Annotated in this window: 20 protein-coding genes and 1 tRNA gene; 12 read left to right on the top strand and 9 right to left on the bottom strand. The window is 73.4% G+C overall.

The annotated features are described in order from the left end of the window. Positions 1–16: 16 nt before the first annotated feature. Complete coding sequence (gene pyk, locus OCU29_RS15125) at positions 17–1,474, top strand: pyruvate kinase (protein WP_261820564.1); 1,458 nt, start codon at positions 17–19, stop codon at positions 1,472–1,474. A gap of 21 nt (positions 1,475–1,495) precedes the next feature. Here pyk and OCU29_RS15120 read toward each other — a convergent pair whose 3' ends face one another. Both OCU29_RS15120 and OCU29_RS15115 read right to left on the bottom strand, forming a co-directional pair. Beyond that, the gene (locus OCU29_RS15120) at positions 1,496–2,236 is read right to left on the bottom strand and encodes a transcriptional regulator (RefSeq protein WP_261820563.1); all 741 of its coding nucleotides are present in this window, start codon (positions 2,234–2,236) and stop codon (positions 1,496–1,498) included. A 52-nt stretch (positions 2,237–2,288) separates the two neighbouring features. Beyond that, positions 2,289–2,361: transfer RNA gene (locus OCU29_RS15115), tRNA-Leu, on the bottom strand. Positions 2,362–2,464: 103 nt separating this feature from the next. Between OCU29_RS15115 and OCU29_RS15110 the strand changes: the two genes are divergently transcribed. The 5 genes from OCU29_RS15110 (at position 2,465) to OCU29_RS15090 (ending at position 7,596) form a co-directional block, all read left to right on the top strand. Continuing rightward, complete coding sequence (locus OCU29_RS15110) at positions 2,465–3,094, top strand: ANTAR domain-containing response regulator (RefSeq protein ID WP_179616830.1); 630 nt, start codon at positions 2,465–2,467, stop codon at positions 3,092–3,094. 213 nt (positions 3,095–3,307) lie between these two features. Beyond that, positions 3,308–4,606, top strand: coding sequence for a carboxypeptidase regulatory-like domain-containing protein (locus OCU29_RS15105; protein ID WP_261820562.1), 1,299 nt, complete (start codon positions 3,308–3,310; stop codon positions 4,604–4,606). 14 nt (positions 4,607–4,620) lie between these two features. Beyond that, entirely contained in the window at positions 4,621–5,817 is a 1,197-nt protein-coding gene (locus tag OCU29_RS15100) for a branched-chain amino acid ABC transporter permease (protein WP_261820561.1), read from the top strand. After that, positions 5,810–6,817, top strand: a complete 1,008-nt coding sequence (locus tag OCU29_RS15095; RefSeq protein ID WP_179616827.1) for an ABC transporter ATP-binding protein — start codon at positions 5,810–5,812, stop codon at positions 6,815–6,817. Before OCU29_RS15100 ends, OCU29_RS15095 begins: the two co-directional genes overlap by 8 nt. Beyond that, the gene (locus OCU29_RS15090; protein WP_179616826.1) at positions 6,814–7,596 is read left to right on the top strand and encodes an ABC transporter ATP-binding protein; all 783 of its coding nucleotides are present in this window, start codon (positions 6,814–6,816) and stop codon (positions 7,594–7,596) included. The genes OCU29_RS15095 and OCU29_RS15090 overlap by 4 nt, the downstream gene beginning before the upstream one ends. A 357-nt stretch (positions 7,597–7,953) precedes the next feature. Here the strand turns inward: OCU29_RS15090 and OCU29_RS15085 are convergent, their stop codons facing one another. Further along, on the bottom strand, positions 7,954–9,279 hold the full coding sequence (locus tag OCU29_RS15085; protein WP_179617558.1) for an ABC transporter substrate-binding protein: 1,326 nt from the start codon (positions 9,277–9,279) through the stop codon (positions 7,954–7,956). Positions 9,280–9,466: 187 nt separating this feature from the next. Continuing rightward, positions 9,467–10,246 (bottom strand): DUF554 domain-containing protein, encoded by a 780-nt coding sequence (locus tag OCU29_RS15080; protein WP_261820560.1) that lies wholly within the window; start codon positions 10,244–10,246, stop codon positions 9,467–9,469. 154 nt (positions 10,247–10,400) lie between these two features. On the opposite strand from OCU29_RS15080, the gene OCU29_RS15075 reads away from it, so the two are divergent. Beyond that, positions 10,401–10,967, top strand: coding sequence for a GNAT family N-acetyltransferase (locus OCU29_RS15075; RefSeq protein ID WP_179616825.1), 567 nt, complete (start codon positions 10,401–10,403; stop codon positions 10,965–10,967). Here the strand turns inward: OCU29_RS15075 and OCU29_RS15070 are convergent. Further along, a complete protein-coding gene (locus OCU29_RS15070) occupies positions 10,964–11,416 on the bottom strand; it encodes a hotdog fold thioesterase (RefSeq protein ID WP_261820559.1) in 453 nt (150 codons plus the stop codon). The genes OCU29_RS15075 and OCU29_RS15070 overlap by 4 nt on opposite strands. Before the next feature lie 49 nt (positions 11,417–11,465). Here OCU29_RS15070 and polA point away from each other — a divergent pair, with 49 nt between their 5' ends. Continuing rightward, the gene (gene polA / locus OCU29_RS15065) at positions 11,466–14,186 is read left to right on the top strand and encodes a DNA polymerase I (RefSeq protein ID WP_261820558.1); all 2,721 of its coding nucleotides are present in this window, start codon (positions 11,466–11,468) and stop codon (positions 14,184–14,186) included. Positions 14,187–14,228: 42 nt separating this feature from the next. Here polA and OCU29_RS15060 read toward each other — a convergent pair whose 3' ends face one another. Beyond that, entirely contained in the window at positions 14,229–15,503 is a 1,275-nt protein-coding gene (locus OCU29_RS15060) for a lipopolysaccharide biosynthesis protein (protein WP_261820557.1), read from the bottom strand. A 79-nt stretch (positions 15,504–15,582) separates the two neighbouring features. Between OCU29_RS15060 and OCU29_RS15055 the strand changes: the two genes are divergently transcribed. Both OCU29_RS15055 and OCU29_RS15050 read left to right on the top strand, forming a co-directional pair. After that, positions 15,583–17,313, top strand: coding sequence for a hypothetical protein (locus OCU29_RS15055; protein WP_261820556.1), 1,731 nt, complete (start codon positions 15,583–15,585; stop codon positions 17,311–17,313). A 67-nt stretch (positions 17,314–17,380) separates the two neighbouring features. After that, the gene (locus OCU29_RS15050) at positions 17,381–17,560 is read left to right on the top strand and encodes a hypothetical protein (RefSeq protein ID WP_261820555.1); all 180 of its coding nucleotides are present in this window, start codon (positions 17,381–17,383) and stop codon (positions 17,558–17,560) included. Between the two features lie 24 nt (positions 17,561–17,584). On the opposite strand, the gene OCU29_RS15045 is transcribed toward OCU29_RS15050, so the two are convergent. Then, entirely contained in the window at positions 17,585–18,760 is a 1,176-nt protein-coding gene (locus OCU29_RS15045) for a glycosyltransferase family 4 protein (RefSeq protein ID WP_261820554.1), read from the bottom strand. Positions 18,761–18,792: 32 nt separating this feature from the next. Here OCU29_RS15045 and OCU29_RS15040 point away from each other — a divergent pair, with 32 nt between their 5' ends. Together OCU29_RS15040 and OCU29_RS15035 are read left to right on the top strand one after the other, a co-directional pair. Next, on the top strand, positions 18,793–19,560 hold the full coding sequence (locus OCU29_RS15040; RefSeq protein WP_261820553.1) for a class I SAM-dependent methyltransferase: 768 nt from the start codon (positions 18,793–18,795) through the stop codon (positions 19,558–19,560). Next, positions 19,557–23,780 (top strand): alpha-(1->3)-arabinofuranosyltransferase, encoded by a 4,224-nt coding sequence (locus tag OCU29_RS15035; RefSeq protein ID WP_261820552.1) that lies wholly within the window; start codon positions 19,557–19,559, stop codon positions 23,778–23,780. Before OCU29_RS15040 ends, OCU29_RS15035 begins: the two co-directional genes overlap by 4 nt. On the opposite strand, the gene OCU29_RS15030 is transcribed toward OCU29_RS15035, so the two are convergent. Together OCU29_RS15030 and OCU29_RS15025 are read right to left on the bottom strand one after the other, a co-directional pair. Then, on the bottom strand, positions 23,666–24,898 hold the full coding sequence (locus tag OCU29_RS15030; protein ID WP_261820551.1) for an acyltransferase: 1,233 nt from the start codon (positions 24,896–24,898) through the stop codon (positions 23,666–23,668). The two genes, OCU29_RS15035 and OCU29_RS15030, sit on opposite strands and share 115 nt — an antisense overlap. Continuing rightward, a complete protein-coding gene (locus tag OCU29_RS15025) occupies positions 24,895–26,697 on the bottom strand; it encodes a hypothetical protein (RefSeq protein WP_261820550.1) in 1,803 nt (600 codons plus the stop codon). The genes OCU29_RS15030 and OCU29_RS15025 overlap by 4 nt, the downstream gene beginning before the upstream one ends. Positions 26,698–26,744 lie beyond the last annotated feature (47 nt).

Here is a 26,744-nt window from a genome sequence, read left to right as displayed (position 1 = left end):
CGGTAGGGTGAGGGACGTGCGTAGAGCCAAGATCGTCTGCACCCTCGGCCCCGTGACCTCCTCGCGCGAGAGCATCCGTGCCCTCGTCGGCGCCGGCATGGACGTCGCCCGGTTGAACATGAGCCACGGCAGCCACGCCGACCACGCCGCCACCTACCGGCTGGTGCGCGAGGCCGCCGACGAGCTCGGCCACGGGGTCGGCATCGTCGCCGACCTCCAGGGCCCCAAGATCCGTCTCGAGACCTTCGCCGAGGGCTCGGCGCACCTGGAGGCCGGAGCAGAGTGGACGATCACCACCCGCGACGTCCCTGGTGACGACAAGATCTGCGGCACGACGTACAAGGGCCTGCCCGGTGACGTCGCCGAGGGCGACCCGCTGCTGATCGACGACGGGCGGATCCGCCTGCGCGTGCTCGAGGTCGGTGAGACCGACGTGCGCTGCGAGGTCGTCGTGGGCGGGAAGGTCAGCAACAACAAGGGCATCAACCTGCCCGGTGTCGCCGTGTCCGTGCCGGCGCTGTCGGAGAAGGACATCGAGGACCTCCGCTTCGCGCTGCACCTCAGCGTCGACTTCGTGGCGCTGTCCTTCGTGCGCAACGCCGCCGACGCCGAGGACGTGCGCGCGATCATGCGCGAGGAGGGCGTCCTGGTGCCGGTCATCGCCAAGATCGAGAAGCCCCAGGCGATGGACAACCTCGACGAGATCATCGCCGCCTTCGACGGCTTCATGGTCGCCCGCGGCGACCTGGGCGTGGAGTGCCCGCTCGAGCACGTGCCGTTCCTGCAGAAGCGGATCATCGAGCAGGCCCGCCTCAACGCGAAGCCGGTCATCGTGGCCACCCAGATGCTGGAGTCGATGATCAGCTCGCCCTCGCCGACCCGTGCCGAGGCCTCCGACGTCGCCAACGCCGTCCTCGACGGGGCCGACGCGGTGATGCTCTCGGGCGAGACCAGCGTCGGTGACCACGCCGTCACGGCCGTCGAGACGATGGCGCGCATCATCACCTCGACCGAGACCCACGCCCTGGCCAGCAACGGCTCGGGCGTCGCCACGATCGACTGGGACCCCCACACCCGCTCCGGCGTCATCGCCAAGGCGGCCGCCGAGGTCGCCGAGCGGGTCGGTGCGAAGTACGTCGTCGCCTTCACCACCAGCGGCGACACCGCGCGCCGGATGGCGCGGCTGCGCGGCCGGGTGCCGCTGCTGGCCTTCACGCCCGAGAACATCGTGCGCTCGCAGCTGTCGCTGACCTGGGGCGTCGAGACCTTCCGCACCCAGCAGGTCGAGCACACCGACGAGATGGTCCGCCAGGTCGACGAGCAGCTGCTCAAGATCGGGCGCGTGCAGGAGGGCGACCTGGTCGTCATCATCGCCGGTGCGCCCCCGGGCATCCCGGGCTCGACCAACGCGCTGCGCATCCACCAGATGGGCGACGCGATCAACGAGGTCGCACCGGCCTACCAGCGGCGCTGAGCCCCGACCTGACCGGTCGGCTCAGGTCTTGGGTCCCACCAGGGCGTCCACCCGGGCCACCCCGGCGCGGGTCGAGACGCTGACGACGGTCGGGCTCGAGCGCCGCCACGCCACCCCGACCAGGTCGAGCGCCCAGCAGCACAGCGCCAGGATGTCCTCGGAACGGTTGCTGAACTGCCAGCGCGGGTAGTCGTAGCGCCTCGTCTCACCCTGGACCTGCTTGCGGGTCCAGTTGTGGACCCGGCAGCCGTCGGAGTGCAGGAGCCCCCGGAGGAAGCCGCCGGGGTCGCGGCGCACCGCCTCCTCCTGCCAGCGCTGGAGCCGGATCGGGCGCTCGTGCTTGCGTCCCGGTCCGTGCTGGGGGAGGAGGCAGGGCCAGTGCTGCCAGTGGGCCTGCACCACGACCACGCCGGGTGCGGATACGCGGAACACCCGGGCGCCGGGTCGCACGTCGACGAGCAGGCCCGCGACGTCGTCGACGATGCCGGGGTAGCCGGCGTCGCAGGAGATGCGCAGGGCGTGGTACCGCGCAGCCCTCGAGACGTGGCCGTCCCCGAGGTAGAACCCCAGCAGCGCGGCGTACGTGGATGCCAGGGGAGCCGAGGTGCACCGGGGGCACTCGCCACGCGGTGCGTGCGTGCGCGGTCGGGACCAGTCGCGCACGGTCGTGCGGGGCACCCCGAGCAGCCGGGCCACCTCCGAGGGGCCCAGCCCTCTCGCGAGCAGCGTCTCGGCTGCCTGACGGACGGTGGCGGGGTGCACGCCCCCAGCATCGGCCCCGGCACCGACACCCGGCCGGACGGAGGCGGTCGCGTGCCCCGGGTGGGATTCGAACCCACACTGGCGGTGGTTTGAGCACCGTGTCTCTGCCCTTGGACTACCGGGGCGCGTCGCCGTCGTGACGCTACTAGAACCCGCCCCGCCCGCGCACAGCGGTGCCGCCCGCACCCTTGAGGAGCGCGGACCGGCCGGCGCGGATAGCCTGCTCGGGTGAGCAGCACCGCATCGCCCGAACCCACCGAGACCTCCCGCACCGTCGTCATCGCCGAGGACGAGGTCCTGATCCGCATGGACCTCGCCGAGATGCTGGCCGAGGAGGGCTTCGACGTCGTCGGGCAGGCCGGCGACGGTGAGACCGCGATCCGGCTCGCCGAGGAGCACCGCCCCGACCTGGTGATCCTCGACGTCAAGATGCCCGTCCTCGACGGCATCGCGGCCGCCGAGGCCATCGCGCGCCAGCGGATCGCGCCGGTGATCGTGCTGACCGCGTTCTCGCAGCGCGAGCTCGTCGAGCGGGCGCGCGACGCGGGGGCGATGGCCTACCTGGTCAAGCCGTTCAGCCACACCGACCTGGTGCCGGCCATCGAGATGGCGCTGAGCCGCTTCGCGGAGGTCCAGGCGCTCGAGACCGAGGTCGCGGGGCTGACCGACCGGCTCGAGACCCGCAAGAGCGTCGACCGTGCCAAGGGAGTGCTCCAGCGCGAGCTCGGCGTCTCCGAGCCCGAGGCCTTCCGGTGGATCCAGAAGACGGCGATGGACCTGCGCCTGTCGATGCGCCAGGTCGCCGACGGCGTGGTCGAGCACGGGGTCGTGCCGCAGGAGGACCAGCAGCCCGAGTGAGGACGGCGCTTGGTCTCGGCTCGGTCACGACGCGGTAAATCCCACCGCGCATCGCCCAGAAGTTGCGCGCGTTGTGGTGAGGTGGATCTCACTGTGCCCCTAGACTGCCGGGCGGCGCCCAGCCGGGCGCGCGAGAGGAGACCGCACGTGAAGGCTTGCCCCAGGCCACCTGGCCTACGACGACGAACGTCCGTGGTCGGTGCCCTTCTGGGCATGCTGCTGGCCCCCCTGCTCGTGCTGGGCCTGGGTGCCTCGTCGGCCCACGCCGGCGTGGCGACCCTGTGCCTGGCCCAGCCCGGCCAGAGCGCCTGCGTCAGCGGCACGGTCGGCAACCGCACCAACCCCGTCGAGGGCGCCGAGGTGGTGCTGCGCGACGAGGCCGGCACGGAGGTCGACTCGATCACGACCGCCGCCGACGGCAAGTACAGCTTCCAGGTCACCGAGGCGGGCGACTACTTCCTCTTCGTCGACCCCGAGTCGCTGCCCGACGACGTCGAGATCATCCCGCCGGCCCCGCGCTTCCAGGAGGACGACGGCAGCATCCGCGTCCCGGTGAAGCTGGGTCGCACCACCGCTCCCGACCTCGAGGTCCGCTCGGTCGACTACGACGCCGACGGCGCCGGCTTCGGCGACCAGATCGTGCAGAGCATCGCCCAGGGCCTGCGCCTGGGGCTGCTGCTCGCCCTGGCCTCGGTCGGTCTGTCGCTGATCTACGGGACGACCGGCCTGTCCAGCTTCTCGCACGCCGAGCAGGTGACGCTGGGCGGCATGGTGGCCTACGGCCTGGTCAACGTCGCCGGCCTGAACCTGTGGCTGGGCATCCTGCTGACCACGCTCATCTGCGGCAGCACCGGCTACGTGCAGGACCGCCTGATGTGGCAACCACTACGACGGCGCGGGCTCGGCCTGACCCAGATGATGATCGTGACGATCGGTCTGGCGCTCGCGGCCCAGTACGCCTTCCAGTTCTTCGTCGGCGCCTCGCAGCAGAAGGTCGTCGTGCGCACCTTCGACGTGGTCGAGATCGGCCCGGTGCGGATGACCGACATGTCCTTCGTGGCCATGGGCGTCTCGCTCGTCGCGATCGCGGTCGTCGGCTTCGTGCTGCTGCGCACCCGCATCGGCCAGGCCACCCGCGCGGTCTCCGACAACCCCGCGCTCGCCGCGGCCTCCGGCATCGACGTCGACCGGATCATCCGCCTCGTGTGGATCGCCGCCACCGGCCTCGCCGGCCTCGGCGGTGTCTTCTACGCGCTGGTGGTCAGCAACGGCATCCGCTGGGACACCGGCATGCAGATCCTGCTGCTGCTCTTCGCGGCGGTGACGCTGGGCGGTCTCGGCACCGCCTTCGGCGCCTTCGTCGGCGCCATCATCATCGGTCTCGTCGTGGAGCTCGCCGGGCCGCTGGGCGCGCCCGGTGACCTCAAGTACGCGGTGGCGCTGGTCATCCTCATCCTGCTGCTGATGGTCAGGCCCCAGGGCCTGCTCGGACGCGCCGTCCGAGTCGGCTGAGAAGGAGCCTGCAGATGAACGAGTTCCTCGGAATCCTCGATGCCGTGGTCGGCGAGGCCATCTCGCCCGACACCGCGGCGGTCGCCATCGCCGTCATCGGCCTGAACATCCACTTCGGCTTCACCGGCCTGCTCAACATCGGCCAGGCCGGCTACATGCTGCTCGGTGCCTACGGCATGGCCATCTCGATCACCTACGACATCCCGCTGGCCGTCGCCGTGCTGATCGGGCTGGTCGTCTCGGTGCTGTTCTCGCTGATCCTGGGTCTGCCCACGTTGAAGCTACGAGGCGACTACCTGGCCATCGTGACGATCTCGGCGGCGGAGATCATCCGCTACACCGGCCGGCTGGCCGCGTTCGAGGACTTCACCGGTGGTTCGCAGGGCATCTTCGGCAAGGACTACCAGGGTCCCTTCATGGACCTGTCCTTCTTCGGCAGCGGCAGCTTCGACCTGCTGCCCCTGAACTACCGCGACGCCGGCGGCGGTGCGGCCCTCCGGGTCGTGGGCCTGCTGGTGGCCGTGGCCGCGATCGCCGGCATCGTGGTGATCGCCAAGCGGATGAAGGCGGCTGACGGCGAGGCCCCCAAGGTGGGCACCACCGCCACCCCGAAGCTCATCATGGCCGCCCTCGGCGTGGTGCTGTTCCTGGCGCTGTTCTTCTCCTTCCCGCAGACCGAACCCCGCACCAGCGTGGACGGCTGGTGGGTGCGCGTCGTCGCCTGGTCGCTGGTCGGCGTCTCGTGCATCATCGTCTTCCTGCTGGTGCGCAGCCCCTGGGGCCGCCTCCTGCGCGGCATCCGCGAGGACGAGGAGGCCATGCGCAGCCTCGGCAAGAACGTGTTCGCGATCAAGATGCAGGCGCTGATCATCGGCGGCATGTTCGGTGCGCTCGGCGGCATGGTCTACGTGCTGACCGGTTCGGTGCAGGCCGACTCGATGGGTCGCCAGCTGACGTTCTTCGCCTACACCGCACTGCTGCTCGGTGGCGCCGCGACGATCTTCGGCCCGGTCCTGGGCTCGATCATCTTCTTCTCCGCCCGCATCCTGGTGCGCGAGCTGTCGGGCGCCTACGTGCCCAACAGCATCATGAGCACCCAGCAGACCGAGCAGTTCTCCTACGTCGTCGTCGGTGTGGCGTTGGTGCTGCTGGTGATCTTCCGACCACAAGGCATCCTTGGTAACAAGAGAGAGCTGCGCTTCCATGTCTGAGCCCACGACCAACCCGCACGCGACCGCCACGGCCACCGGCCCTGGAGGCCTCGCGGACCCGGCCGAGCGTCGGGCCCTGATGAGCGGCGTCGTCCAGGAGCCGGGCGCGGCCAAGCCCGACCCGATCCTGACCGTCGACCGCATCACCCGGCACTTCGGTGGCATCACCGCGGTCGACGTCGAGCACCTCGAGGTCCAGCGCGGCCTGATCACCGCGCTGATCGGCCCCAACGGCGCCGGCAAGACGACGTTCTTCAACCTCATCACCGGCTTCGACAAGCCCTCGTCGGCCGGCAAGGGCGCCCACTGGTCCTTCAACGGGGCCAAGCTCGACAAGACCTCGGCGCCCAAGGTGGCCAAGGCCGGCATGGTGCGCACCTTCCAGCTCACCAAGGCGCTGAGCCGGATGACGGTGATGGACAACATGATGCTGGGGGCCAAGGACCAGACCGGCGAGAGCCTGGCCAAGGCCATGTTCAAGCCGCTGTGGCACTCCCAGGAGGGCGAGGTGCGGGCCAAGGCCGAGGAGTTGCTGGCCCGCTTCAAGCTGCTGGAGAAGAAGGACGACTACGCGGGCAGCCTCTCCGGCGGTCAGCGCAAGCTCCTCGAGATGGCCCGGGCGCTGATGACCGACCCGACCATGATCATGCTCGACGAGCCGATGGCCGGCGTGAACCCGGCCCTGACCCAGTCGCTGCTCGGCCACATCCAGAGCCTGCGCGACGAGGGCATGACCGTGCTGTTCGTCGAGCACGACATGCACGTCGTGCAGCACATCTCCGACTGGGTCGTGGTGATGGCCGAGGGCCGCATCGTCGCCGAGGGTCCGGCCGACACCGTGATGGCCAACCCCGCGGTGATCGACGCCTACCTCGGTGCGCACCACGACACCGACCTGGGCGACGACGACCTGCTCAGCGACGAGGTCGTCAAGGAGCTGCACCACGAGGCCGACGAGGAAGAGGCGGCCCGACGGGACGCGGACAAGGGGAAGCGATGACCACCCAGACGAACGCCGAGCTGCCGCCGGGCGTGCCTGCCGGCTCGCGGCCCGTGGTCGAGGCCAAGGACCTGGTCGCCGGGTACCTGCCCGGCGTCAACATCCTCAACGGGTGCAGCCTCACCGCCTACCCCGGCGAGATGATCGGCATCATCGGCCCCAACGGTGCCGGCAAGTCGACCCTGCTCAAGGCGATGTTCGGGCTGGTGAAGATCCACTCCGGCACCGTGCACCTGGGCGAGCGCGACATCACCAACATGCGCGCCAACCAGCTGGTGCAGATGGGCGTCGGCTTCGTGCCGCAGACGGAGAACGTCTTCCCGTCGCTGACCATCCAGGAGAACCTGCGGATGGGGATCTTCCTGCGCCCCAAGAAGCTGCGCGAGCGCCTCGACGCGATGTGGGACCTGTTCCCCAACCTGCACGAGCGCAAGGACCGCAGCGCCGGCGCCCTGTCGGGTGGCGAGCGGCAGTCCCTGGCCATGGCCCGCGCCCTGATGATGGAGCCGTCGGTGCTGCTGCTCGACGAGCCCTCCGCCGGCCTCTCGCCGGTGCGCCAGGACGAGACGTTCATCCGCACCCGCCAGATCAACAAGACCGGCGTGTGCGTGGTCATGGTCGAGCAGAACGCACGCCGCTGCCTGCAGGTCTGCGACCGCGGCTACGTGCTCGACCAGGGCCGTGACGCCTACACCGGCGGCGGCCGCGAGCTGGCCAACGACCCCAAGGTCATCGAGCTCTACCTGGGCACGCTGGCCAAGGAGGTCGGCAAGGAGTAGCGCGCTCGCGCACCGCACGACGTACGTCGGACGGCCCCGGACCACTGGTCCGGGGCCGTTCGCACGTCCGCACCCGGGCACGCCCCCCGTTCCTGTTCCCGGGCCGCACCGGCGGCGGCAGGCGGCGCTCCCGTGCGCCGCAGCGGGCAGCGAGCCGCGGGCACGAGGGCGGTGCGTCGGCAACCGGCCTGCTGACGGGTCCGGTCGTCAGCGCACCGCTGGGCGACGTGCCGCCGGGTCAGCGGTGCGCCAGCAACCGAGGAGGGGTGAGGAACGGTTGCTGGGGCACCGCTGGGGACGACGAAGGGCCCCGCACCAGGTTCGGTGCGGGGCCCTCGTCGTACGAGCGTCAGGGGGTCAGGACTGCTTCTGGCCCTCGACCGTGGCGGTCAGCTCGTTCTTGTTCTGGTCGTTGAAGGTGTAGATGCCGACGAACGCGGAGGACGGGTCGTTCTCCTCGTCGATCGGGCCGATGCCCGAGGGGCCGACGTAGCGGATCTCGTTGCCCTCGTCGAGCATCTCGGTGCACTCGGCGTAGGAGGTGCACTCCTCGCCGTCGGTGGCGCCCGACACGGCAGCGAAGTTCTGCTGCACGGTCTCGGAGTCGGTCGCACCGCCCTTGTAGGCCGCGAGGGCCGCGAGGATGGTGGCGTCGTAGGACTCGGCGGCGTACGCGAAGTCGGTCAGGCCGTCACCGAAGGCGAACTCGTTCCAGGCGACCAGGCGGTCCTTGAAGTCCTGGGCCGCGTCGGCACCGGGGATGGTGCCCTGGGCGCCGGTGAGGGTGCCCTCCTCGAAGTCCTCCGAGTAGTCGGCGGTGTTGCCGTCGGAGAAGTAGGTCGCCGACATGTCCCAACCGGTCGAGGCGAGCTCGGGCACGATGGCCTTGGTCTCGTCGAAGGCGAGGATCACGATCGCGTCGGGGTTGGAGTTGACGGCCGCGGAGACCTCCGAGGAGAAGGTCGTCTGACCGGCCGGGAACTCGTCGCCGTCGCCCTTGCAGCCGTAGGTGCACTCGCCACCGCCGGCCTCGACGGTCTCCTGGACCACGTCACGCAGACCCGTGCCGTAGGTGTCGGAGAAGACGATGAAGGCGATCTTCTGGAAGCCGTCGGAGGAGATCAGCGAACCGAGGGCGTTGCCCTGGATGCCGTCCGGCGGGGCGGTGCGGAAGTAGAAGTCGCTGTAGCCGCTCAGGTCGACCGCGGTGTTCGCGGGGGAGACCTGGGTGACCTTGGCGGCGGTGAGGCGGTCCACGAAGTTCAGCGAGACGCTGGAGGAGGCCGCACCGATGACGACCGAGGCCTCGTCCTGGATCAGCTTGCGCGCCGAGGCGGTGCTGATGGACAGGTCGGTGGTGTCACCGGAGTCCTCGATCTGGTGGCAGGCCGGCGCGCCGTTGACGCCACCGGCGGCGTTGATGTCGGAGACGGCCATCCCGACGCCGGCGACCTCGGGCGGGCCGAGGAACGCGAGGTTGCCGGTCAGCGGCAGGATGCCGCCGGCCTTGAAGGTGTCAGCGTTCGAGGAGCCGTCGGCGCACTCGTCGTTGGTGAACTCGTCGTCAGCAGGAGCCGCCGAGTCGCTCGCCTCGCTGGTGGTCTCGGTCTCGGTGGCCTCCGTGTCGGAGTCCTCCGAACCGCAGGCGGTCAGCACCAGGCCGAGGGCGGCGGTGCCGGCCATGAGCTTGACCCAGTGGGATGTCGTCGATCGATTCACGTGGTGAACCCTTTCCTCAGGTGTGAGTGCCTTCACCGGTGCCCGACCCCCGGAGGTTGGGCGCAGCACGGTCACGGTAGACCCAGCAGGGTGTGAGTCGTGGCACACCGGAGGAGCGTTGCCGAATCGTGACGTGATCGGGGGAACACCGTCACCGGACGGCGGCGGCCACCTGCACCAGCAGGGGGGCCACCAGCAGGGCCGGCAGCAGGTCCGAGACCGCCACCTCGCGGATGCGCAGCAGGCGCAGCGCCACGCCGACGAGCACCAGGCCGCCCACCGCGGTGACCGCCGCCAGGTGCGCGTCGGGCAACAGGTCGCCCAGCCCGAGCCCCGCCAGGGTCAGCCCGCCCTGCACGACCACGATGGTGAGCACCGAGGCCGCGACCCCCCAGCCGAAGGAGGCAGCGAACGCGATCGCGGCGAAGCCGTCGAGCACGGACTTGAGGAAGAGCTGGTCGGCGCCGTTGCCGAGCCCGTCGTTGAGGGAGCCCAGGATCGTCAGCGGCCCGGTGCAGAAGACCAGGGAGGCGATGACGAAGCCCTCGACGAAGCGCTGCCGGTCCACGGAGCCGGCACCGCCGGCCATCCGCCGCTGCAGCCACCGGCCCAGCCCCTCGACACGCTGCTCGAGGCGCAGCAGCGAGCCCGCGATCCCGCCCAGCAGGACCGAGCCGAGCACGATCAGCATGGGCGCGCTGTCGCCCACCTCGGCGGCCAGCGCGGGGGAGAGGACCTCGACCGCGGCCGTCGCGGCGATCAGCAGCGTGACCAGGCCGAGCCCGTCGGTCACCAGCTCACGGGTGCGCTCGGGCAGCCGGTGGCCCAGCAGCACGCCCAGCACGCAGCCGATCAGCACCGTGACGACGTTGACGGCCGTGCCCACCCCTGGGACCAGCAGCGGGAGCGGCAGGAGCAGCAACGGGTTCAACGCGATCCTCGGGCGGACGTCGGCCCGGCGTCCGGGCAGGATTAAAAGTGGTCTCGTCCATGCGACAGCACGGCCTGCAGGAGCGTAGTCTCGCCCGGTCGGGGGCGCCCACGTGGGCGCCACAGGTGTGCGGCGGTCCGGAGGGGCGTGCGGGATGAGTCGGAGCTCGATCACCCTGCGTTCTGCGAGCGAGCAGGACGCGCTGTTCCTGGCCGAGCTGTGGGCCGAGCACCTGCGGCGTGGCGACCGCGAGGAGCAGGTCGCCGACCTCGAGCGGGTCATCAAGGAGGCCGCCGCCTCGCCCGAGCAGCGGCTGCTGGTCGCCGAGCACGACGGCCGCCCCGCGGGTGCGGTGCTGCTGCGCGTGGCCACGCTGAGCCCGACCAACCTCGAGCCCGTGGTGCAGTGCTGGACGCCCACGGTCGTGGCCCACCTGCGCCGCCACGGCGTGGGCCGCACCCTGGTCGAGGCCGCTGTCGCCTGGGCCGAGGACCTGGGCATCCCCCACGTGGTGACCGCCGCGTCGGCGGGCTCGCGCGACGCCAACCGGTTCATGGCCCGCCTGGCGCTGCGTCCGCAGGCCGTGCTGCGCGTGGCCGCGACGCCGGCGATGCGTGCCAAGGTCGAGGCGCAGCGCCCGGCCTGCGACCGCAGCCGCTCGGCGCGCGGGCAGATGCTGGCCGCGCGGCGCTCCCTGCGCCGCCAGCAGGGTGCCGGCTAGAGACCGACGCGCTCGCGCGGCACCAGCGAGCAGGTGATCCGCGAGGTGCACACGCGCTTGCCGCGCTCGTCGGTGATCACGACGTCCCACGTGGCGCTGGTGCGCCCGAGGTGGGCCGGGGTGGCGACACCGGTGACGGTGCCGCCGGTGGCCGAGCGGTGGTGGGTGGCGTTGATGTCGACACCGACCGCGACCCGGTCGGGGTGGGCGTGCAGCGCGGAGCCGATCGAGCCGAGCGTCTCGGCCAGCACCACCGAGGCGCCGCCGTGCAGCAGGCCGTAGGGCTGGGTGTTGCCCTCGACCGGCATGGTCGCCACGACCCGCTCGGTGGAGACCTCGACGAGCTCGACGCCCATCTTCTCGTTCAGCCCGCCCATGCCCTGGGGCATCATCGCGACGTACTGCTCCACGTCCATCTGCGCGCCGGCGCCGGCACCCGTCTCGCTCATGGCCACAACCTATCGAGGCGGCGTCGGCGGCAGCGGCTAGGGTCGCCCCGTGCCCGAGACGACCTCGCCCGCCCGCCCGCGGCTGCTCCTCCTGGACGGCCACTCCCTGGCCTACCGGGCCTTCTTCGCGCTCCCGGTGGAGAACTTCTCGACCTCGACCGGTCAGCACACCAACGCGGTGTACGGCTTCACCTCGATGCTCATCAACGTGCTGCGCGACGAGCAGCCCACGCACGTGGGCGTCGCCTTCGACGTCTCGCGCCAGACCTTCCGGATGGCGGAGTACTCCGAGTACAAGGCCAAGCGGGCCAAGACCCCCGGCGAGTTCTCCAGCCAGCTGCCGCTGATCGAGGAGGTGCTCGACGCGCTGCGCATCCCGTTCCTGAAGAAGGACGGCTACGAGGCCGACGACATCATCGCCACCCTCGTCACCCAGGCCCTGGCCCAGGACCCCGAGATGGAGGTGCTGATCCTCACCGGCGACCGCGACTCCCTGCAGCTGGTCACCGAGCGCTCCACGGTGCTCTACCCGATGCGCGGCGTCTCCGACCTGGCGCGGATGACGCCCGAGGCGGTCGAGACCAAGTACGGCGTGCCGCCCGAGCGCTACCCCGAGCTGGCCGCGATCGTGGGGGAGACCTCCGACAACCTGCCCGGCGTGCCGGGCGTCGGCCAGGGCTTCGCGGCCCGGTGGATCAACACCTACGACGGCCTCGACAACGTCATCACCCACGCCGACAAGATCACCGGCAAGAAGGGCGAGGCGCTGCGCGAGCACCTCGGCGACGTGCTGCGCAACCGGCGCCTCAACGCGCTGGTGCGCGACCTCGACCTCGACCTGGGTCCCGGCGACCTGGCGCTGCGGCCGTGGGACCGCCAAGAGGTGCACACGCTCTTCGACGGCCTGGAGTTCCGGGTGCTGCGCGACCGGCTCTTCGAGACCCTCAGCTCCGAGGAGGTCGTCGAGGGCGACGGCTTCGAGCTCGAGGGCGCCCGGCTGGCCCCCGGCGAGGTGGCGGCCTGGCTGGCCGAGCACGCCGTCGAGCGGGTCGGGGTCACGGTGCAGGGCACCTGGCGGGCCGGCAGCGGCGAGGTGCACTCGCTGGCCCTCGCGGCCGACGACGGCACGGCGGCCTGGTTCGACGCCGCGGAGGTCACGCCCGACGACGACGCTGCCGTCGCGGCCTGGCTGGCCGACCCCGCGCGGCCCAAGGTGCTGCACGACGCGAAGGGGCCGATGCTGGCGCTCGCCGCACGCGGGTGGGCGCTGGAGGGCCTGCAGTCCGACACGGCGCTCGCGGCCTACCTGGTGCGCCCCGACCAGCGCTCCTACGACCTCGCCGACCTGGTCCTGCGCTACCTCAAGCGCGAGCTCAAGCAGGGCGGCGCCGACGACGGCCAGCTGAGCCTCGACACCCTCGACGCCGGGCTCGACTCCGGTCTGGAAGGCGCCGGCGACTCGGCCGCGCACACCGCGATGCTGCACGCGCGCGCCGTGCTCGACCTCGCCGAGGCGCTCGACGGCGCGGTCGCCGAGCACGGCGGCACCGAGCTGCTGGCCAAGGTCGAGCTGCCGCTGGTGCACCTGCTGGCCCGCATGGAGGCCACCGGCATCGCCGTGGACAGCGAGCACCTCGAGTCGCTGGAGTCGCACTTCGCCGGCGAGGTGCGCGCGGCCGCGGAGGCGGCGTACGCCGTCATCGGCAAGGAGATCAACCTCGGCTCGCCCAAGCAGCTGCAGGTGGTGCTCTTCGACGAGCTGGCGATGCCCAAGACCAAGCGCACCAAGACCGGCTACACCACCGACGCCGACGCGCTGCAGTCGCTCTACGTCAAGACCGAGCACCCGTTCCTGCTGCACCTGCTGCGCCACCGCGACGTGATCCGGCTGCGCCAGACCATCGAGGGGCTGCTCAAGACCGTCGCCTCAGACGGGCGCATCCACACGACCTTCAACCAGACCATCGCGGCCACGGGTCGGCTCTCCAGCACCGACCCGAACCTGCAGAACATCCCGGTGCGCACCGAGGAGGGGCGCCGCATCCGCGAGGCCTTCGTCGTCGGCGAGGGCCACGAGTCGCTGATGACGGCCGACTACAGCCAGATCGAGATGCGGATCATGGCGCACCTCTCCGAGGACGCCCTGCTGATCGAGGCGTTCCGCTCGGGTCGTGACTTCCACTCGATCACCGCGGCGCGGGTCTTCGACATCCCCGCCGAGGAGGTCGGCACCGAGGAGCGCGCCAAGATCAAGGCGATGAACTACGGCCTGGCCTACGGGCTCTCGGCCTTCGGCCTGGGCCAGCAGCTCGGCATCGAGCCGGCCGAGGCCCGCGGGCTCATGGACGAGTACTTCGAGACCTTCGGCGGCATCCGGGACTACCTCGGGGGGATCGTCGACGAGGCGCGGCGCACCGGCTACACCGAGACCATCGAGGGCCGGCGCCGCTACCTGCCCGACCTGACCAGCGACAACCGCCAGCGCCGCGAGATGGCGGAGCGGATGGCGCTCAACGCCCCGATCCAGGGCTCGGCGGCCGACCTGATCAAGATCGCGATGCTGCGTGTGCAGCGGGCCATCGACGAGACGGGGCTGGCCTCGCGGATGCTGCTGCAGGTCCACGACGAGCTCGTCCTCGAGGTGGCCCCCGGCGAGCGGGAGGCGCTCGAGGCCCTCGTGCGCAGGGAGATGGGCGCCGCCGCCGACCTCACCGTGCCGCTCGACGTCTCGGTGGGCACCGGGCGCAGCTGGCACGAGGCCGCGCACTGAGCCGTGCCGGGCGCTCCGGTTCGGGCCGGCTCGGCGTGAGATTCAGGCCGGGTCGCGCAGGCGGTGCAGGCTCAGCGCCAGCAGGGCGGTGAAGAGGGTCGCGTCGACCGCGATCACCACCAGCACCAGCGAGCTCAGCGCGCTGGTGGAGGCCGCGAGCGCCACCAGCACCAGCACCGCCAGCCAGACCAGGTACGCCGAGCGGGTGCCCTGGCGGGCCAGCACCGAGTAGACCAGCAGCTGGAGCATCGCCAGCAGGGTGCCGACGACGGCGAAGAGCCACAGGCGCGACTGCACGTCGACGTACTCCTGGCCGCCGACGAAGACCATGGCCAGGCCGCTGAGCAGCCACGCGCCGAGCGTGGCGACGACGCCGAGGACGGCCACCAGCGCGAGGCTGCGCAGCAGCGCGAGGCGGCGCTCCTCGACCGTCGACATCGACGGGAAGGCCACCACCACGACGAACTGGGGCAGGAAGAGCACCGCCTTGGTGAGGATCAGCCCGGCGGCGTAGAGGCCGGCGTCGTGGTCGTCGAGCACGTTGCGCGCGACCACGATGTCGGCGTTGGAGAGCACGAAGAAGGCCAGCAGGGCCAGCGAGGCGGTGACCGCCTCGCCCGCGACCGGCCGCGGCGCGTGGACCTCGCTGTGGGCCGCCTCGTCGCGCGGGCGGCGCAGCGCGACGTAGCCGATGACGGCCGGCACGAACATCGCCAGCATCACCCCCAGCATGGCGGCGGTCTCGGTGGGGGAGACGAGCAGGCACAGCGTGCCGACGACGACCCGCGGCACACCCATGCCGAGGTAGACCATCCCCAGGGGCAGCCAGCGGCGCTCGCCCTGCAGGATGCCGGCCTGGCCGCCCATCACCGTGAGCGGCACCGCGCTGATCGCGAGCAGCACGGCGGGCAGCACGCTGTCGAGGCGCAGCACCACCATCACCACCGGCGAGAGCAGCAGCATCAGCGCGCCCAGCCCGAGGGCGGCGCGGTAGGTGACGGCCAGCACGACGCGCTCGATCTGGGCGACGTGGTCGGGGTCGGCCGAGATCCGCCGCGCGCCGGTGGCCTGCAGCCCCAGCTGGAGCACCGCGACCACCATCAGCAGCGCCATCAGCGGGGCGAGCACGCCGTAGTCGGCCGGGCCGAGCAGGCGGGCCGAGATCATCTGGAACGCGTAGGTGGCCACGTTCATCACGCCCATGGCCACCGCGATGCCGGCGCTGCCGCGCAGCAGCGCGCGCAGGCCGGTGCGGCCCGGGGCCCCCGCGCCGGGGTCGGCGGGACCGCTCGGCGCGTCCTCGGTGGTGCTCGTCACGGGTCGAGAGTAGGTCAGCGTGCGTTCGCGCGAACAACTTCGGCCGCACCGGTGGGTCCGGGTGTGGTTTCCTTCGCCGGTGGAGCTGGCTCGGTGGCGCGGTCTGGTGGTGCCGGCCTGGTCGGTGCTGCTGGCGCTGCTGCTGCTCGGGCCCGCGCTGGCCTCCGGGTTCGTGCTGACCTACGACATGGTCTGGGTCCCCGACCTGGCGCTGCGCCCCGACGCGCTGGGCACCGGCAGCGGCCTGCCGCGCGCGGTGCCCTCCGACGCGGTCGTGGCCGTGCTCGACGAGGTCGTGCCGGGCATGGTGCTGCAGAAGCTCGTGCTGCTGGGCTCGCTGGTCGTCGGCGGCCTCGGCGCGGCCCGGCTGGCCCCGCGGGACAGCCTGGTGGGCGCGCTGGCAGCGGTGACGCTGTGGCAGTGGAACCCGTTCGTCGCCGAGCGGCTGGGCCTGGGCCACTGGCCGGTGCTGCTGGGGTACGCCGCCCTCCCGTGGCTGGTGGGCGCGGCCCGGCGCTGGCGCACCGAGGGGCGGGCGCCGGCGGTGCTGCCGCTGCTGGTGCTGGTCGCGAGCCTGAGCGCGAGCGCGGGGCTGGCCACGGCGCTGGTCCTGCTGGTGCTGGCCACCCGCCCGGAGGCGGCCCAGGTCTCCCGGGTGGTCGCGGTGGCGGTGGCGGCCAACGCCCCGTGGCTGGTGGCCGGGCTGCTGCACGCGGGGGCCGCCCTCAGCGACCCGGCCGGCGCCGCGGTCTTCGCGCTGGCCGACGAGGGCTCCCTGCCGGGGCCGCTGGCCGCGCTGGGGCTGGGCGGGGCCTGGAACTCCGAGGTGCTGCCCGGCTCGCGCGCCGGGGCGGCCGCGTGGGTGACGACCGGCCTGCTGGTGCTCCTCGTGGCGCTGGGGTGGCGGGGCTGGTGGCAGCGGGTCGGCGCCCGCGAGGCCGGTGGGCTGGTGGTGCTGTGGCTGGTCGGCTGGGGGACGGCGGTGCTGACGTGGGCCGCGCCGGGGGCGGTGGGTGCGCTGGCCGCCGCGGTGCCGGGCGCCGGCGTCGTCCGCGACGGCGCACGCATCCTCGTGCTGTGCGCCCCGCTGCTGGTCGGGGTCGCCGCGCAGGGCGTCGTGGAGGTCCGGGCCCTGGTCGCCCGGGCGTGGCCGGGCCCGGTGCCGGGGCTGCCGCGGTTCGTCGTCGGCGCGGTGCTCGTGGTCTGGCCCGTCACGGTGCTGCCCGACGTCGCCTGGGGGCTGGGCGGGCGTCTCGAGGCGGTCGCCTACCCGGCGTCGTACGAGCGGGCCGCGGAGGCGGTGGCCGAAGCGGGCCCCGGTGACGTGCTGGTCCTGCCGCTGAGCAGCTTCCGGGCCCCGGCGTGGAACGACGGGCGCACCGTCCTCGACCCGGTCGGGCGCTACCTGGGACGCGACCACGTGGCCAGCGACGAGCTCGTGGTCTCGGGGGTCGTGGTCGCGGGGGAGGACCCCCGCGTGGTGCAGGCGCGCGAGGCCCTGGCCGAGCCCGACCCCGTCGCGCGGTCGAGCGCGCTGGCGCGGATCGGGATCGGGGTCGTGGTGCGCGACCGCACCGCCCCCGGCGGCGACGACGCGGACGCGGTCGAGGTGGCGGGCTCCCAGCTGCTGGCCGAGGACCTGGTGGTGACCGAGGTGGCGGGCGGACCGGGCGGGGCAGAGGTCCGCGAACCCGCGGTGCCGCGGGCCCGGGCGGCGGCGACGGCGGCCGGCTGGGCGGCCTGGCTGGCCGTGCTGGGCCTCGCCGCGTGGCGCGGCGGGCGGAGTATGCGCGCCACTCGTTACCGATGAGTCAACAATTCGTCACAAACGCACATGACGCTGCTAATCTCCTCTCACCTTTGAGGGAGGGTCAACTGTGTCTGCACTTCTCAGTGGCGGTATCTCCGCCGTCGTCACCACCGTCGCCACCACCGTGGTCGGTGGCACCATCGCCGCCGTGACGGTCGTCGGTCTGGTCAACGCCAACACCGGCACCCAGGGCGAGTCCCCGGCGAACGTCAACCAGCCGGTCGTCCAGTACGGCACCAACGGCTGAGCGAGCCTCGGCTCGAGCGGTCCGCTAGTCGGAGCCGGCCACGCGCCGGCCCGACAGCACCTCCACCAGCACGTCGGCGAACGACTGCTGCGCCCGCGTCCACGTGAAGCGGTGGCTCTGCTCCAGGGCCCCGCGTCCGAGCTGCTCGCGCAGCGTCGCGTCGTCGAGCAGCCGACCCAGCGTCGTGGTGAAGCTCGCCTGGTCGTCGACCAGCACGCCCGACGTGCCGTCGACGACCGACTCCTGGGTGCCCCCCGCGGAGCGGTATGCAACGGTGGGGGTGGTGTGCATGCCGGCCTCGCCGATGACCAGGCCCCAGCCCTCCTTCAGCGACGGCAGCGCCAGGACCCAGGCCCGCTCGTAGACCTCGTGCTTGTGCTCCTCCTCGACATGGCCCTCGAACACCACGCTGTCGCCGGCGCCGTGCGCCGTCGCGTAGGCGTGCAGCTCGGCCTCCCACCAGCCCGAGCCCACGACGTGCAGCCGCAGGCCGGGGAAGCGCCCGCGCAGCGCCAGCACGGCGTCGATCGCGTGCTCGACCTGCTTGTGCGGCACCAGCCGACCGACCACCGCGACCATCGGGGTGGGGCTCTTGCCGGGCGCGACGTGCACGTAGGGGTCGGTGCCGTTGTGCACCACCGCAGTGCGCGCAGGGTCCACCCCCAGCTCGGCCAGCTCGTCGCGCGTCGCGCTCGAGACGGCGACGTACTGGTCGCGGCGGTAGAGCCACGGCGCCAGGCGCCGCTCGATCCACCAGCCCACGCGCCCGGGCCGGCCGGGGTAGACGACCGGCCACTGCTCGCGGTGGACGTGGTGCACCAGCACCACCACCGGTCGCCGGGTGACCAGCCGGGAGAAGAAGGGCAGCCCGTTCTGCACGTCGACCACCACGTCGGGCGGGCCGTGCGGACCGTCGAGGTCGCCGCGGCGCAGCGCCCGGATGCCCTGCGCGTAGACGCTGAGCTTGGTGCCGCGACGCACGAAGCGCACCCCGTCGATGGTCTCCTCGGGGGCGGCCGCGGCGTGGGCGGCGCAGAAGATCGTCACGGTGCAGCCGCGCTCGACGAGGCCGGCCGCCATCTTCTCCAGGTAGCGCTCGGCGCCCCCGCCCTCGGGGTTGGCGGTGTCGCGCCAGCTCAGCAGGACGACGTGCCGCCCGGCGAGCGGGCCGGCGGGGAGGTCGGTGCGCGGTTCGTGCATCGGGGGAAGGTACCAGTGGGTAGGGTTCGCGCGTGCCGAGCCCGATGACCCGCCGTCCCCGCAGCGGCGCCTTCCGCGCGACGCTGCGCCGCTCGGTGCGGCTGCTGCGCGAGTTCCGCCACGAGCAGGACGACCCGGCGCGCTTCTACACCGCCCTGGCACAGGACTCGGCCGCCCAGCTGGCCTCCTACACCGACCTGCGGGACGCCGTGCTGCTCGACGTCGGCGGCGGCCCCGGCTACTTCCGCGACGCCTTCACCGCGGCGGGGGCGACGTACCTGGCGCTCGACTCCGACGTCGGCGAGCTCGCCGGCCTGGGCACCATCGCCAACGGCACGGTGGTCGGCAGCGGGATGCAGCTGCCGTTCCGCGACGCCAGCGTCGACGTCTGCTACTCCTCCAACGTGCTCGAGCACGTGCCGGAGCCGTGGACGATGGCGCGCGAGATGGTGCGGGTGACCAGGCCGGGTGGCCTGGTCTTCATCAGCTACACCGTCTGGTTCGGGCCGTGGGGCGGCCACGAGACCGCGCCGTGGCACTACCTGGGCGGTGCCCGTGCCCGTCGCCGCTACGCCCGCACCCACGGCCACGAGCCGAAGAACAGGTACGGCGAGTCGCTCTTCGCCGTCACCGTGGGCGCCGGTCTGGACTGGGCGCGCCGCGAGGCCGCTGCCGGCGGGGTCGAGCTGGTCGACCTGAGCCCGCGCTACAACCCGTGGTGGTCGCGCTGGCTGCTGCACGTCCCGCTGCTGCGCGAGGTCGTGACCTGGAACCTCGTGATCGTGCTGCGCCGACGATGACCGCCGGGGGCACCGCCCGCGCGACCGAGCCCGGTCGCTTCGGGCTGCGCGTGCTCGCCGGCTGCGCGCTGCTGGTCGGCCTGGCCTTCGTGCAGGACCCGGGGCTGCTGGCCGCCGACACCAAGTTCGACCTGGTCGCCGCACCGGGCGACTTCCTGGCTCGTGCCCTGCACCTGTGGGACGGCGAGGGCGCGCTCGGGCAGCTGCAGAACCAGGCCTACGGCTACCTGTGGCCGATGGGCAGCTTCTTCTGGCTCGGTGCCCTGCTGGCCGTGCCGGGCTGGGTGGTGCAGCGGTTGTGGTGGGGGCTGGTGCTGGCCGTCGCCTTCGCCGGCACGGCACGGCTGGCCCGGGCCCTGGGGGTGCGCAGCGACCTGGCCTGCCTGGTCGCCGGTGCCGCCTTCGCGCTCTCGCCGCGGGTGCTCACCACCATGGGCCCGATCTCCAGCGAGGCCTGGCCGGTGGCCCTCGCGCCCTGGGTGCTGCTGCCCCTGGTGACGGGTGCCGAGCGCGGATCACCGCGCCGGGCAGCGGCGCTCTCGGCGCTGGCGATCAGCCTCGTGGGCGGCGTCAACGCGGCCGCCTCGTTCGCGGTGATCCCGCTGGGTGCGCTCTGGCTGCTCACCCGCACCCCCGGGCCACGGCGGCGTGCGCTGATGCTCTGGTGGCCGGCCTTCACGTTCCTGGGCACCCTGTGGTGGCTGGTCCCGCTGGCGGTGATGGGCTCCTACAGCCCACCGTTCCTCGACTACATCGAGTCGGCCTCGGTCACGACCTTCCCCACCACGCTGGTCGACGCGCTGCGGGGGACGTCCAACTGGGTGCCGTACGTCGAGAGCGGCTCCCGGGCCGGTCGCGACCTGGTCACCACGTCGTACCTGGCGCTGAACTCCGCGGTGGTGCTGGCCCTCGGGGTCGTCGGGCTGGTGCTGCGCGGGCACCCGCACCGCCGCTTCCTCGGCCTGGGCCTGCTGGTGGGCCTGCTGATGGTCACCGCCGGCCACCTGGGGGCCGTGCAGGGCTGGTTCGCGCCGGCACTGCAGGCCCAGCTCGACGGGGTCCTGTCCCCGCTGCGCAACGTGCACAAGTTCGACCCGGTGGTGCGCCTGCCGCTGGTGGTGGGGCTCGCCCTCGCCCTCGACGCGCTGGTGCGTGCCGGTCGCCGGGAGGCCGGCCGCGCCGCCGACGAGCGCACCCGGCGCCTGGTGCGCCTCAACACCGCGGCCGCGCTGGCGGTGACCGTGGCCGTGGTGGCCGGCTCCGCCGCCCCCGCGCTGGCCGGGCGGATCGCCCCCGCGGGCGCGGTGCTCGAGGTGCCGGCCTACTGGAGCGAGACCGCCGCCTGGCTCGAGGAGCGCGAGGAGGAGACGGGCGACGCCACGGCGCTGCTGGTGCCCGGCTCGGCGTTCGCGCGCTACCTGTGGGGTGACCCCGACGACGAGCCGCTGCAGTGGCTGGCCGGCTCGCGGTGGGCTGTGCGCAACGTCGTGCCGCTGGTCCCGCCGGGCGGCATCCGGCTGCTCGACGGGATCGAGGCCAGGCTGGCGCAGGGCCACGGCTCGGCCGGCCTCTCGGCCGCGCTCCGGCGTGCCGGGCTGCGCTACGTCGTCGTGCGCGGCGACCTCGAGCGCGCCGACGACGCCCCCGACCCGGTGCTGGTGCGCCAGGCCCTGCGCGAGAGCCCCGGGGTGGCGCCGGTCGCCGGCTTCGGCCCGCTGCTGGGCGGGCAGTCCCTGCTGGCCGAGGACGACGGGGGCCGCGTGCTGGCCGCCGGCGGCTGGCAGAGCACCTACCAGGCCGTCGAGGTCTGGGAGGTCTCCGACGCCGAGCCCGCCGTGGCCGCCGACGTGACCGCGCTGGTCGCGGCCGGCCCCGAGGACCTCCCCGACCTGGTCGACGCGGGCGCGCTCGACGAGCGGCCCGTGGTGCTCGCGGCCGACGCGCCCGACGAGCTGCCCGAGCAGCTCGCCGAGGCCCCCGTCGTGCTCACCGACGGGCTGCGCGCCCGCGAGCGGTCCTTCGCGCGCATCCACGACGCCAGCTCCGCAGCGCTCGTGGAGGGCGACGTGCGCCGCACCGGCAACCCCGTGCGCGACTACCTCCTCGACAGTGACGACCAGTGGTCGACGACGGCGCGCCTCGTGGGTGCATCGAGCCTGTCCGCGTCGTCCTCGGCCTCCGACGCCGACTCCCTGGGCCGCATCCGTCGCGGCTCGTCGCCGTGGGCCGCCCTCGACGGTTCGCCCGGGTCGGCGTGGCGCTCCGGCGCCGGCCGCGGTGGCACGTGGTGGCGACTGGGGCTCGACAGGCCCGTCTCCCCGAGCAGCGTGCGCCTCGTCGGCGGCCCCGACGCGGCCGAGGAGCAGGAGGTCGTGGTCGTCACCGGCGAGGCCACCTCCGAGCCCGTGGTGCTCGGGCCGGGGGAGAGCCGCACCGTCCCGCTCACCGGCGGCCCGACGTCGTACGTCGAGCTGCGCCCGCTCGTCGCCGACCAGCCCCTGAGCATCGCCGAGGTGCGGGTGCCGGGGGTGCAGGTGCGGCGCCCGCTGGTCCTGCCGCTGCTCCCCGAGGAGTGGGGGCCTCCCGACGCCGTGGTGCTGCGCGCCGACAAGGACCGTCGTACCGGCTGCGTCGAGGTCGGCGACGCCGAGGAGGAGCGGCCCGAGGTGCGCTGCGTGCCGCGCCGCGTGGTCGAGCCCGAGGAGGCCACCGGCCTCGACCGGGTGGTGCGCCTGGCCGGGCCGGCCGACTTCTCCGAGGTGTCGCTGCGGGTGCGACCGCGCGCCTCCGACGAGCTGTCCCGGCTGGTGCTGCAGGGCCGCGCCATCTCGGTGCAGGCCAGCAGCACGGCGGTGCCCGACCCACGGGCCTCCGCGCTGGCCGCGCTCGACGGCGACCCCGGCACCACGTGGACCGCCGACCCCGCGGACCCGACGCCGACCCTGCGGGTGTCGTGGCTGGCCCCGGAGCGGGTGCGCTCCCTGCGCCTGCGCACCGACGCCGACGCCGCGGCCGCCGCGCCGACCCGGGTGCGGCTGACCTGGGCGGGCGGCACCCTCGACGCCGACCTCGACGACGGACGCGTCCGGCTGCCCGGCATCCGCACCGACGCGCTGGAGATCGAGGTGCTGGAGAGCCAGGACGTCACCGACCTCGGCTTCGACGGTGTGCCGCACCCCGTCGGGGTCGGCATCAGCGAGCTGCGGCTCGGCGGCGTGCCCTACGAGCCGCTGCGGCTCTCCCTCGACCAGCGCCGCTACGAGTGCGGCAGCGGTCCCGACCTGCGGGTCGGTACGACGACCTGGCGCACCCGGGTGGAGGCCTCGCCGGCCCAGCTGGCGGCCGGCGGCAGCATCGAGGTGGTGCCCTGCGGCCCGGGAGCGGGCCCCACGCAGCGCCGGCTCAGCCTGCCCGCCGGCGAGACGACGGTGCGGATGGCCGACACCGAGGCCCTGGCGGTCGAGTCGGTGGTCCTCGGGGCCCTGCCGACCGCCGCCCCCGGCGCCCTGCTCGGCCGGGGGCTCGCCGTGCGCCGCGGCCCTGGGACCCGAGAGATCGCCGCACCACCCGAGGGCGCCAGCCTGCTGGTGGTCCGCGAGAACGCCAACGCCGGCTGGAGCGCCGCCCTCGGCGGGGCGGCACTCGCCCCGGTGGTCGTCGACGGCTGGCAGCAGGGCTGGCTGCTCCCGCCCGGTGCCGTGACCGACGCCGCCACCGGTGCCGTCGAGCTGCGCTTCACCCCCGACCGTGCCTACCGCTGGGGGCTGCTCGCGGGAGCGGTCGCGCTGCTCGGGCTGCTCCTCGTGGTCGCCGCTCCGCTGGTGCGCCGGCGCCGGCCGCGCGACGCCGACCTGCCGGCCCTGCGGGCGCGCCCGACCCGGCCGGCCACCGCCGCCGTGACCGCCGTGCTCGGGGCCGGTCTGCTCGCCGGGTGGTGGGGAGCGGTGCTGGCGGCGGTGACGGTGGGCCTGGTCGTCGTGCTGCGCCGCGCCCCCGGCTGGGAGCCGTGGCTGCTGGCGCTGCCGGTGCTCGGGGCCCTGTCGGCGTACGCCGTGCGGCCGTGGGGCGACCCCGACGGCTGGGCCGGCGCGCTGGCCTGGCCCGCCTACCTGGTCGTGGTGCCGGTGGCGGCGGTGCTGTTCTCGGCCGGCGCGGCGCCGCGCCGGCGCAGGGGGTGGACGGACTTCAGGCGCAGCGCCGGGCGCTCGACCAGCCGGTAGGCGACCTCGGCGGCGGCGATGCTGACGACGAGCGTGAGCGCCCAGATCGACAGCCCGCGGCCGGCGAAGAGCTCCCAGCCCGTCGTCCACATCACCAGGTGCAGCAGCGGCAGGTGCAGGCAGAAGATGCCGTAGGAGACGAGCCCCAGGTGCCGGGCCGCGCGGTGGGTGAGCAGCCGGTCGAAGGTGGTGGGGGCCGCGTCGGCACGACGGCCGCGCAGCACCGCCGGCAGCACCAGCAGCCCGCCCACCACGGCGTAGAGCAGGTTCTTGGTCAGCGACTGCGCCGCGGTCGGCGCGGCGAGCAGCACCGGCCCCGCGACCGGGGTCGAGGCGACGAGCAGCAGGCCCCCGGCGGCGGCCCAGCACACGCCCGGCTGGGCGCCCAGGCGCACGAGCAGGTCGACCCCGCGCCCGCCGCGCCCTCGGGCGAGCAGCACCTGGGCCAGGGCCAGCCCGATGCCGACGGCGAACCAGCCCAGGTAGGCCGGCAGCCACTGGCCGGCGTCGAGGTCGCGGGCCTCGCCGACGCGCAGGGCGCCGTCGAGGTGCCACCAGACGCTGACCGCGAGCATCCCCACCAGCACCGCACCGGCACGACGGGAGTCGAGACCGCGCCGGCGACCGGTGGCGAGCAGCATCAGCAGCGGCAGCAGGAGGTAGAAGTGGACCTCGACCATCAGGCTCCACATGTGGGTCAGCCCAGCGGGGAAGCCGGGCTCGACCATGGAGGACGACAGCAGGAGGGTCGCGAGCCGCTCGCCGGTAGACAGCGCGGCGTTGTCGTCGATGAACCACAGCGCGGCGGTGGCGGCGACCAGGTAGACCGGCACGATCCGCAGCGCGCGCTTCCACAGGTAGTGACCGGTCTCGGGGCGCTGGGTGCGGTCGGCCGCGGCCACCAGCCAGGCCCTCGACAGCAGGAAGCCGGAGAGCACGAAGAAGAGGGCGACCCCGACGTCGAGGCGGGCCAGCAGCCGACCGGCGGTGCCGTTGTCGGTGTACTCGCCGCCCCAGAACGCCGTGTGGGTGGTCAGCACCGCGAGGGCACCGACCGCGCGCAGCGCGTCGAGGTGCGGGAACCGCTCGACGACCCGCTCGGGAGGAGGGGTGCTCACAGCGGGTCCCCGGGCAGAGGCTCGCCGACCTCGACGACGTCGACGCACAGGCTGGTGCCCGGGCGCAGGCCGCTGAGGGTCACGGAGCCGATCTCGGCCTCGACCCTCCAGTACAGCGAGTTGAGCCCCTGGCGCACCGCAGCGCGCGTCGTGGTGTCCTGCACCGTCACCTCCACCGTGTCGTCCGTCGACGCGGCGAAGCCCAGGTGCACCCACCAGGTGCTGTCGAAGGCCGTGCCGTCGAGGTCGATGGTGACGGGCGAGGACCCGATCCGCCAACCGCAGCCCTCCTCGGGGCCCGGCGGCGCATCGACGGCGACGTCGATCAGGGCACGGTGCGCGCGACCGTCCTCGTCGAGGACCACGAGCTCGTCGGTGACCTCCGGGAAGCGCAGCCCGGGCACCTGCAGGGGCAGCAGCCGCAGGGTGGTGTTGGCGGGGAACTGGTAGCCCGGCACGACCTCGGGTGGCACGACCTGGTCGGCCAGGTCGAGGCTGCCGCGCCCCTCCAGCGTCGCGCGGGCCGCGGTGAGGTAGGCCTTTCCGGGGTTGTCCTCGTGCCAGGTGCGCACGTAGGTCACCGAGCTGAGCACGCCCCCCACCAGCACCGCCGCGACCAGCAGGCCGGCCGCGGCGTACGTCGCGCGGGTGCTGCGGCTGCTGCGGCTGCCGCCGGCGGCGCGTGGTTCGCTGGAGCCGACGGCGCCCTCGACCCGGGTGGTGGCCAGTGCCAGGCACAGCAGCGCGACGGGCAGCACGTCGGTGAGGTAGCGGTACTCCAGCCCGACGACCCCGCCGGCGACCTGGGCGCGGCTGGTGAGGACCAGCACGAAGGCCACGGCGGCGTAGCAGCCCAGCAGCACCCAGGCCCGACCCGTGCGACGACGACGCACGGCCAGCGCGGCCCCCAGACCGACCAGCACGACCCACGCCACGAGCACCGCGACCGCCGGCGGGTCGGCGTACGACGTCGGCGGGTTGCCGGTGTCCCAGCGCCAGGGCCCGCCCAGCAGGCCGACCGGCAGCGTCGAGCCCAGCATCGAGCGGGCGAGGTCGCCGGTGACCTGCTCGCCGGTCGTCGACTCGACGAACACCTGCGGGACCTGGGTCAGGTAGTAGGCGCTGAAGGCGGCCCCGAGGGTGCCCAGGGCCAGCGCCGAGCGCCAGTGCGCCCGCACCGCGGTGCGCACCCGCTGCCACGGGCCGCCCTCGGTGAACCAGCCGAGCAGCAGGGCGGCCAGCACCAGCGGCACCAGCACCGCCTTGACGTAGGCCAGCAGGCCCACCGCCACGAGTGCCGCCGTCGCGGCCAGCCACCGACGGCGTCCGGTGCGCAGGTGCAGGACCCAGGTCGCCACCGATCCCGTCAGCACCGCCTGCAGCGGGAGCTGGTTGAGCGCGGCCGCCCACCACATCGTGGCCGGCAGCACCATGGCCGAGGTCTGGTGGAGCGCCACCAGCGGCACGACGCGCCACCGCGGCCCCACGAGGACCAGCAGCATCGCGAGGAGGCCCAGCGAGGCCAGCAGGTGCAGCACGACCGTGGTCGTGGCCGCGGCGGGCCACCGGTCCGGCGAGGTGGTCGAGACCAGCCAGGCGATCGCACGCCCCAGCGGCATGAACTGGCTGTCGAACGGGTCGAGCAGCCGGGCGGGGGAGCCGGTGGCCAGCGCGTCGCGCAGCAGGCGGTGGTCGTCGGTGTAGAACCACGAGCCGGACAGCGCCCAGACGCGGGACGCGACCCCCGCCAGGACCACCAGCAGCGCGGCGCTCACGACGGTCCGGGCACGGTGCAGCACGCGCAGAGTGTGCCACCGTGGTCACGGGTTTGTGACGAATGCCACCG

The sequence above is a fragment of the Nocardioides sp. OK12 genome, from assembly GCF_024341885.1.
Classification (GTDB): Bacteria; Actinomycetota; Actinomycetes; order Propionibacteriales; family Nocardioidaceae; genus Nocardioides; species Nocardioides marinisabuli.
Note: the sequence above shows the minus strand (reverse complement) of the source record. Positions and strands in the feature narration are given on the sequence as shown.

What these genes read in the sequence shown, in the direction of transcription:
- OCU29_RS15035 (WP_261820552.1), top strand. Translation starts at nt 19,557, where the DNA reads ATGACCGCCGGGGGCACCGCCCGCGCGACCGAGCCCGGTCGCTTCGGG.
- OCU29_RS15095 (WP_179616827.1), top strand. Translation starts at nt 5,810, where the DNA reads ATGTCTGAGCCCACGACCAACCCGCACGCGACCGCCACGGCCACCGGC.
- OCU29_RS15075 (WP_179616825.1), top strand. Translation starts at nt 10,401, where the DNA reads ATGAGTCGGAGCTCGATCACCCTGCGTTCTGCGAGCGAGCAGGACGCG.
- OCU29_RS15045 (WP_261820554.1), bottom strand. Translation starts at nt 18,760, where the DNA reads ATGCACGAACCGCGCACCGACCTCCCCGCCGGCCCGCTCGCCGGGCGG.
- OCU29_RS15070 (WP_261820559.1), bottom strand. Translation starts at nt 11,416, where the DNA reads ATGAGCGAGACGGGTGCCGGCGCCGGCGCGCAGATGGACGTGGAGCAG.
- OCU29_RS15100 (WP_261820561.1), top strand. Translation starts at nt 4,621, where the DNA reads ATGAACGAGTTCCTCGGAATCCTCGATGCCGTGGTCGGCGAGGCCATC.
- OCU29_RS15090 (WP_179616826.1), top strand. Translation starts at nt 6,814, where the DNA reads ATGACCACCCAGACGAACGCCGAGCTGCCGCCGGGCGTGCCTGCCGGC.
- OCU29_RS15085 (WP_179617558.1), bottom strand. Translation starts at nt 9,279, where the DNA reads ATGGCCGGCACCGCCGCCCTCGGCCTGGTGCTGACCGCCTGCGGTTCG.
- OCU29_RS15105 (WP_261820562.1), top strand. Translation starts at nt 3,308, where the DNA reads ATGCTGCTGGCCCCCCTGCTCGTGCTGGGCCTGGGTGCCTCGTCGGCC.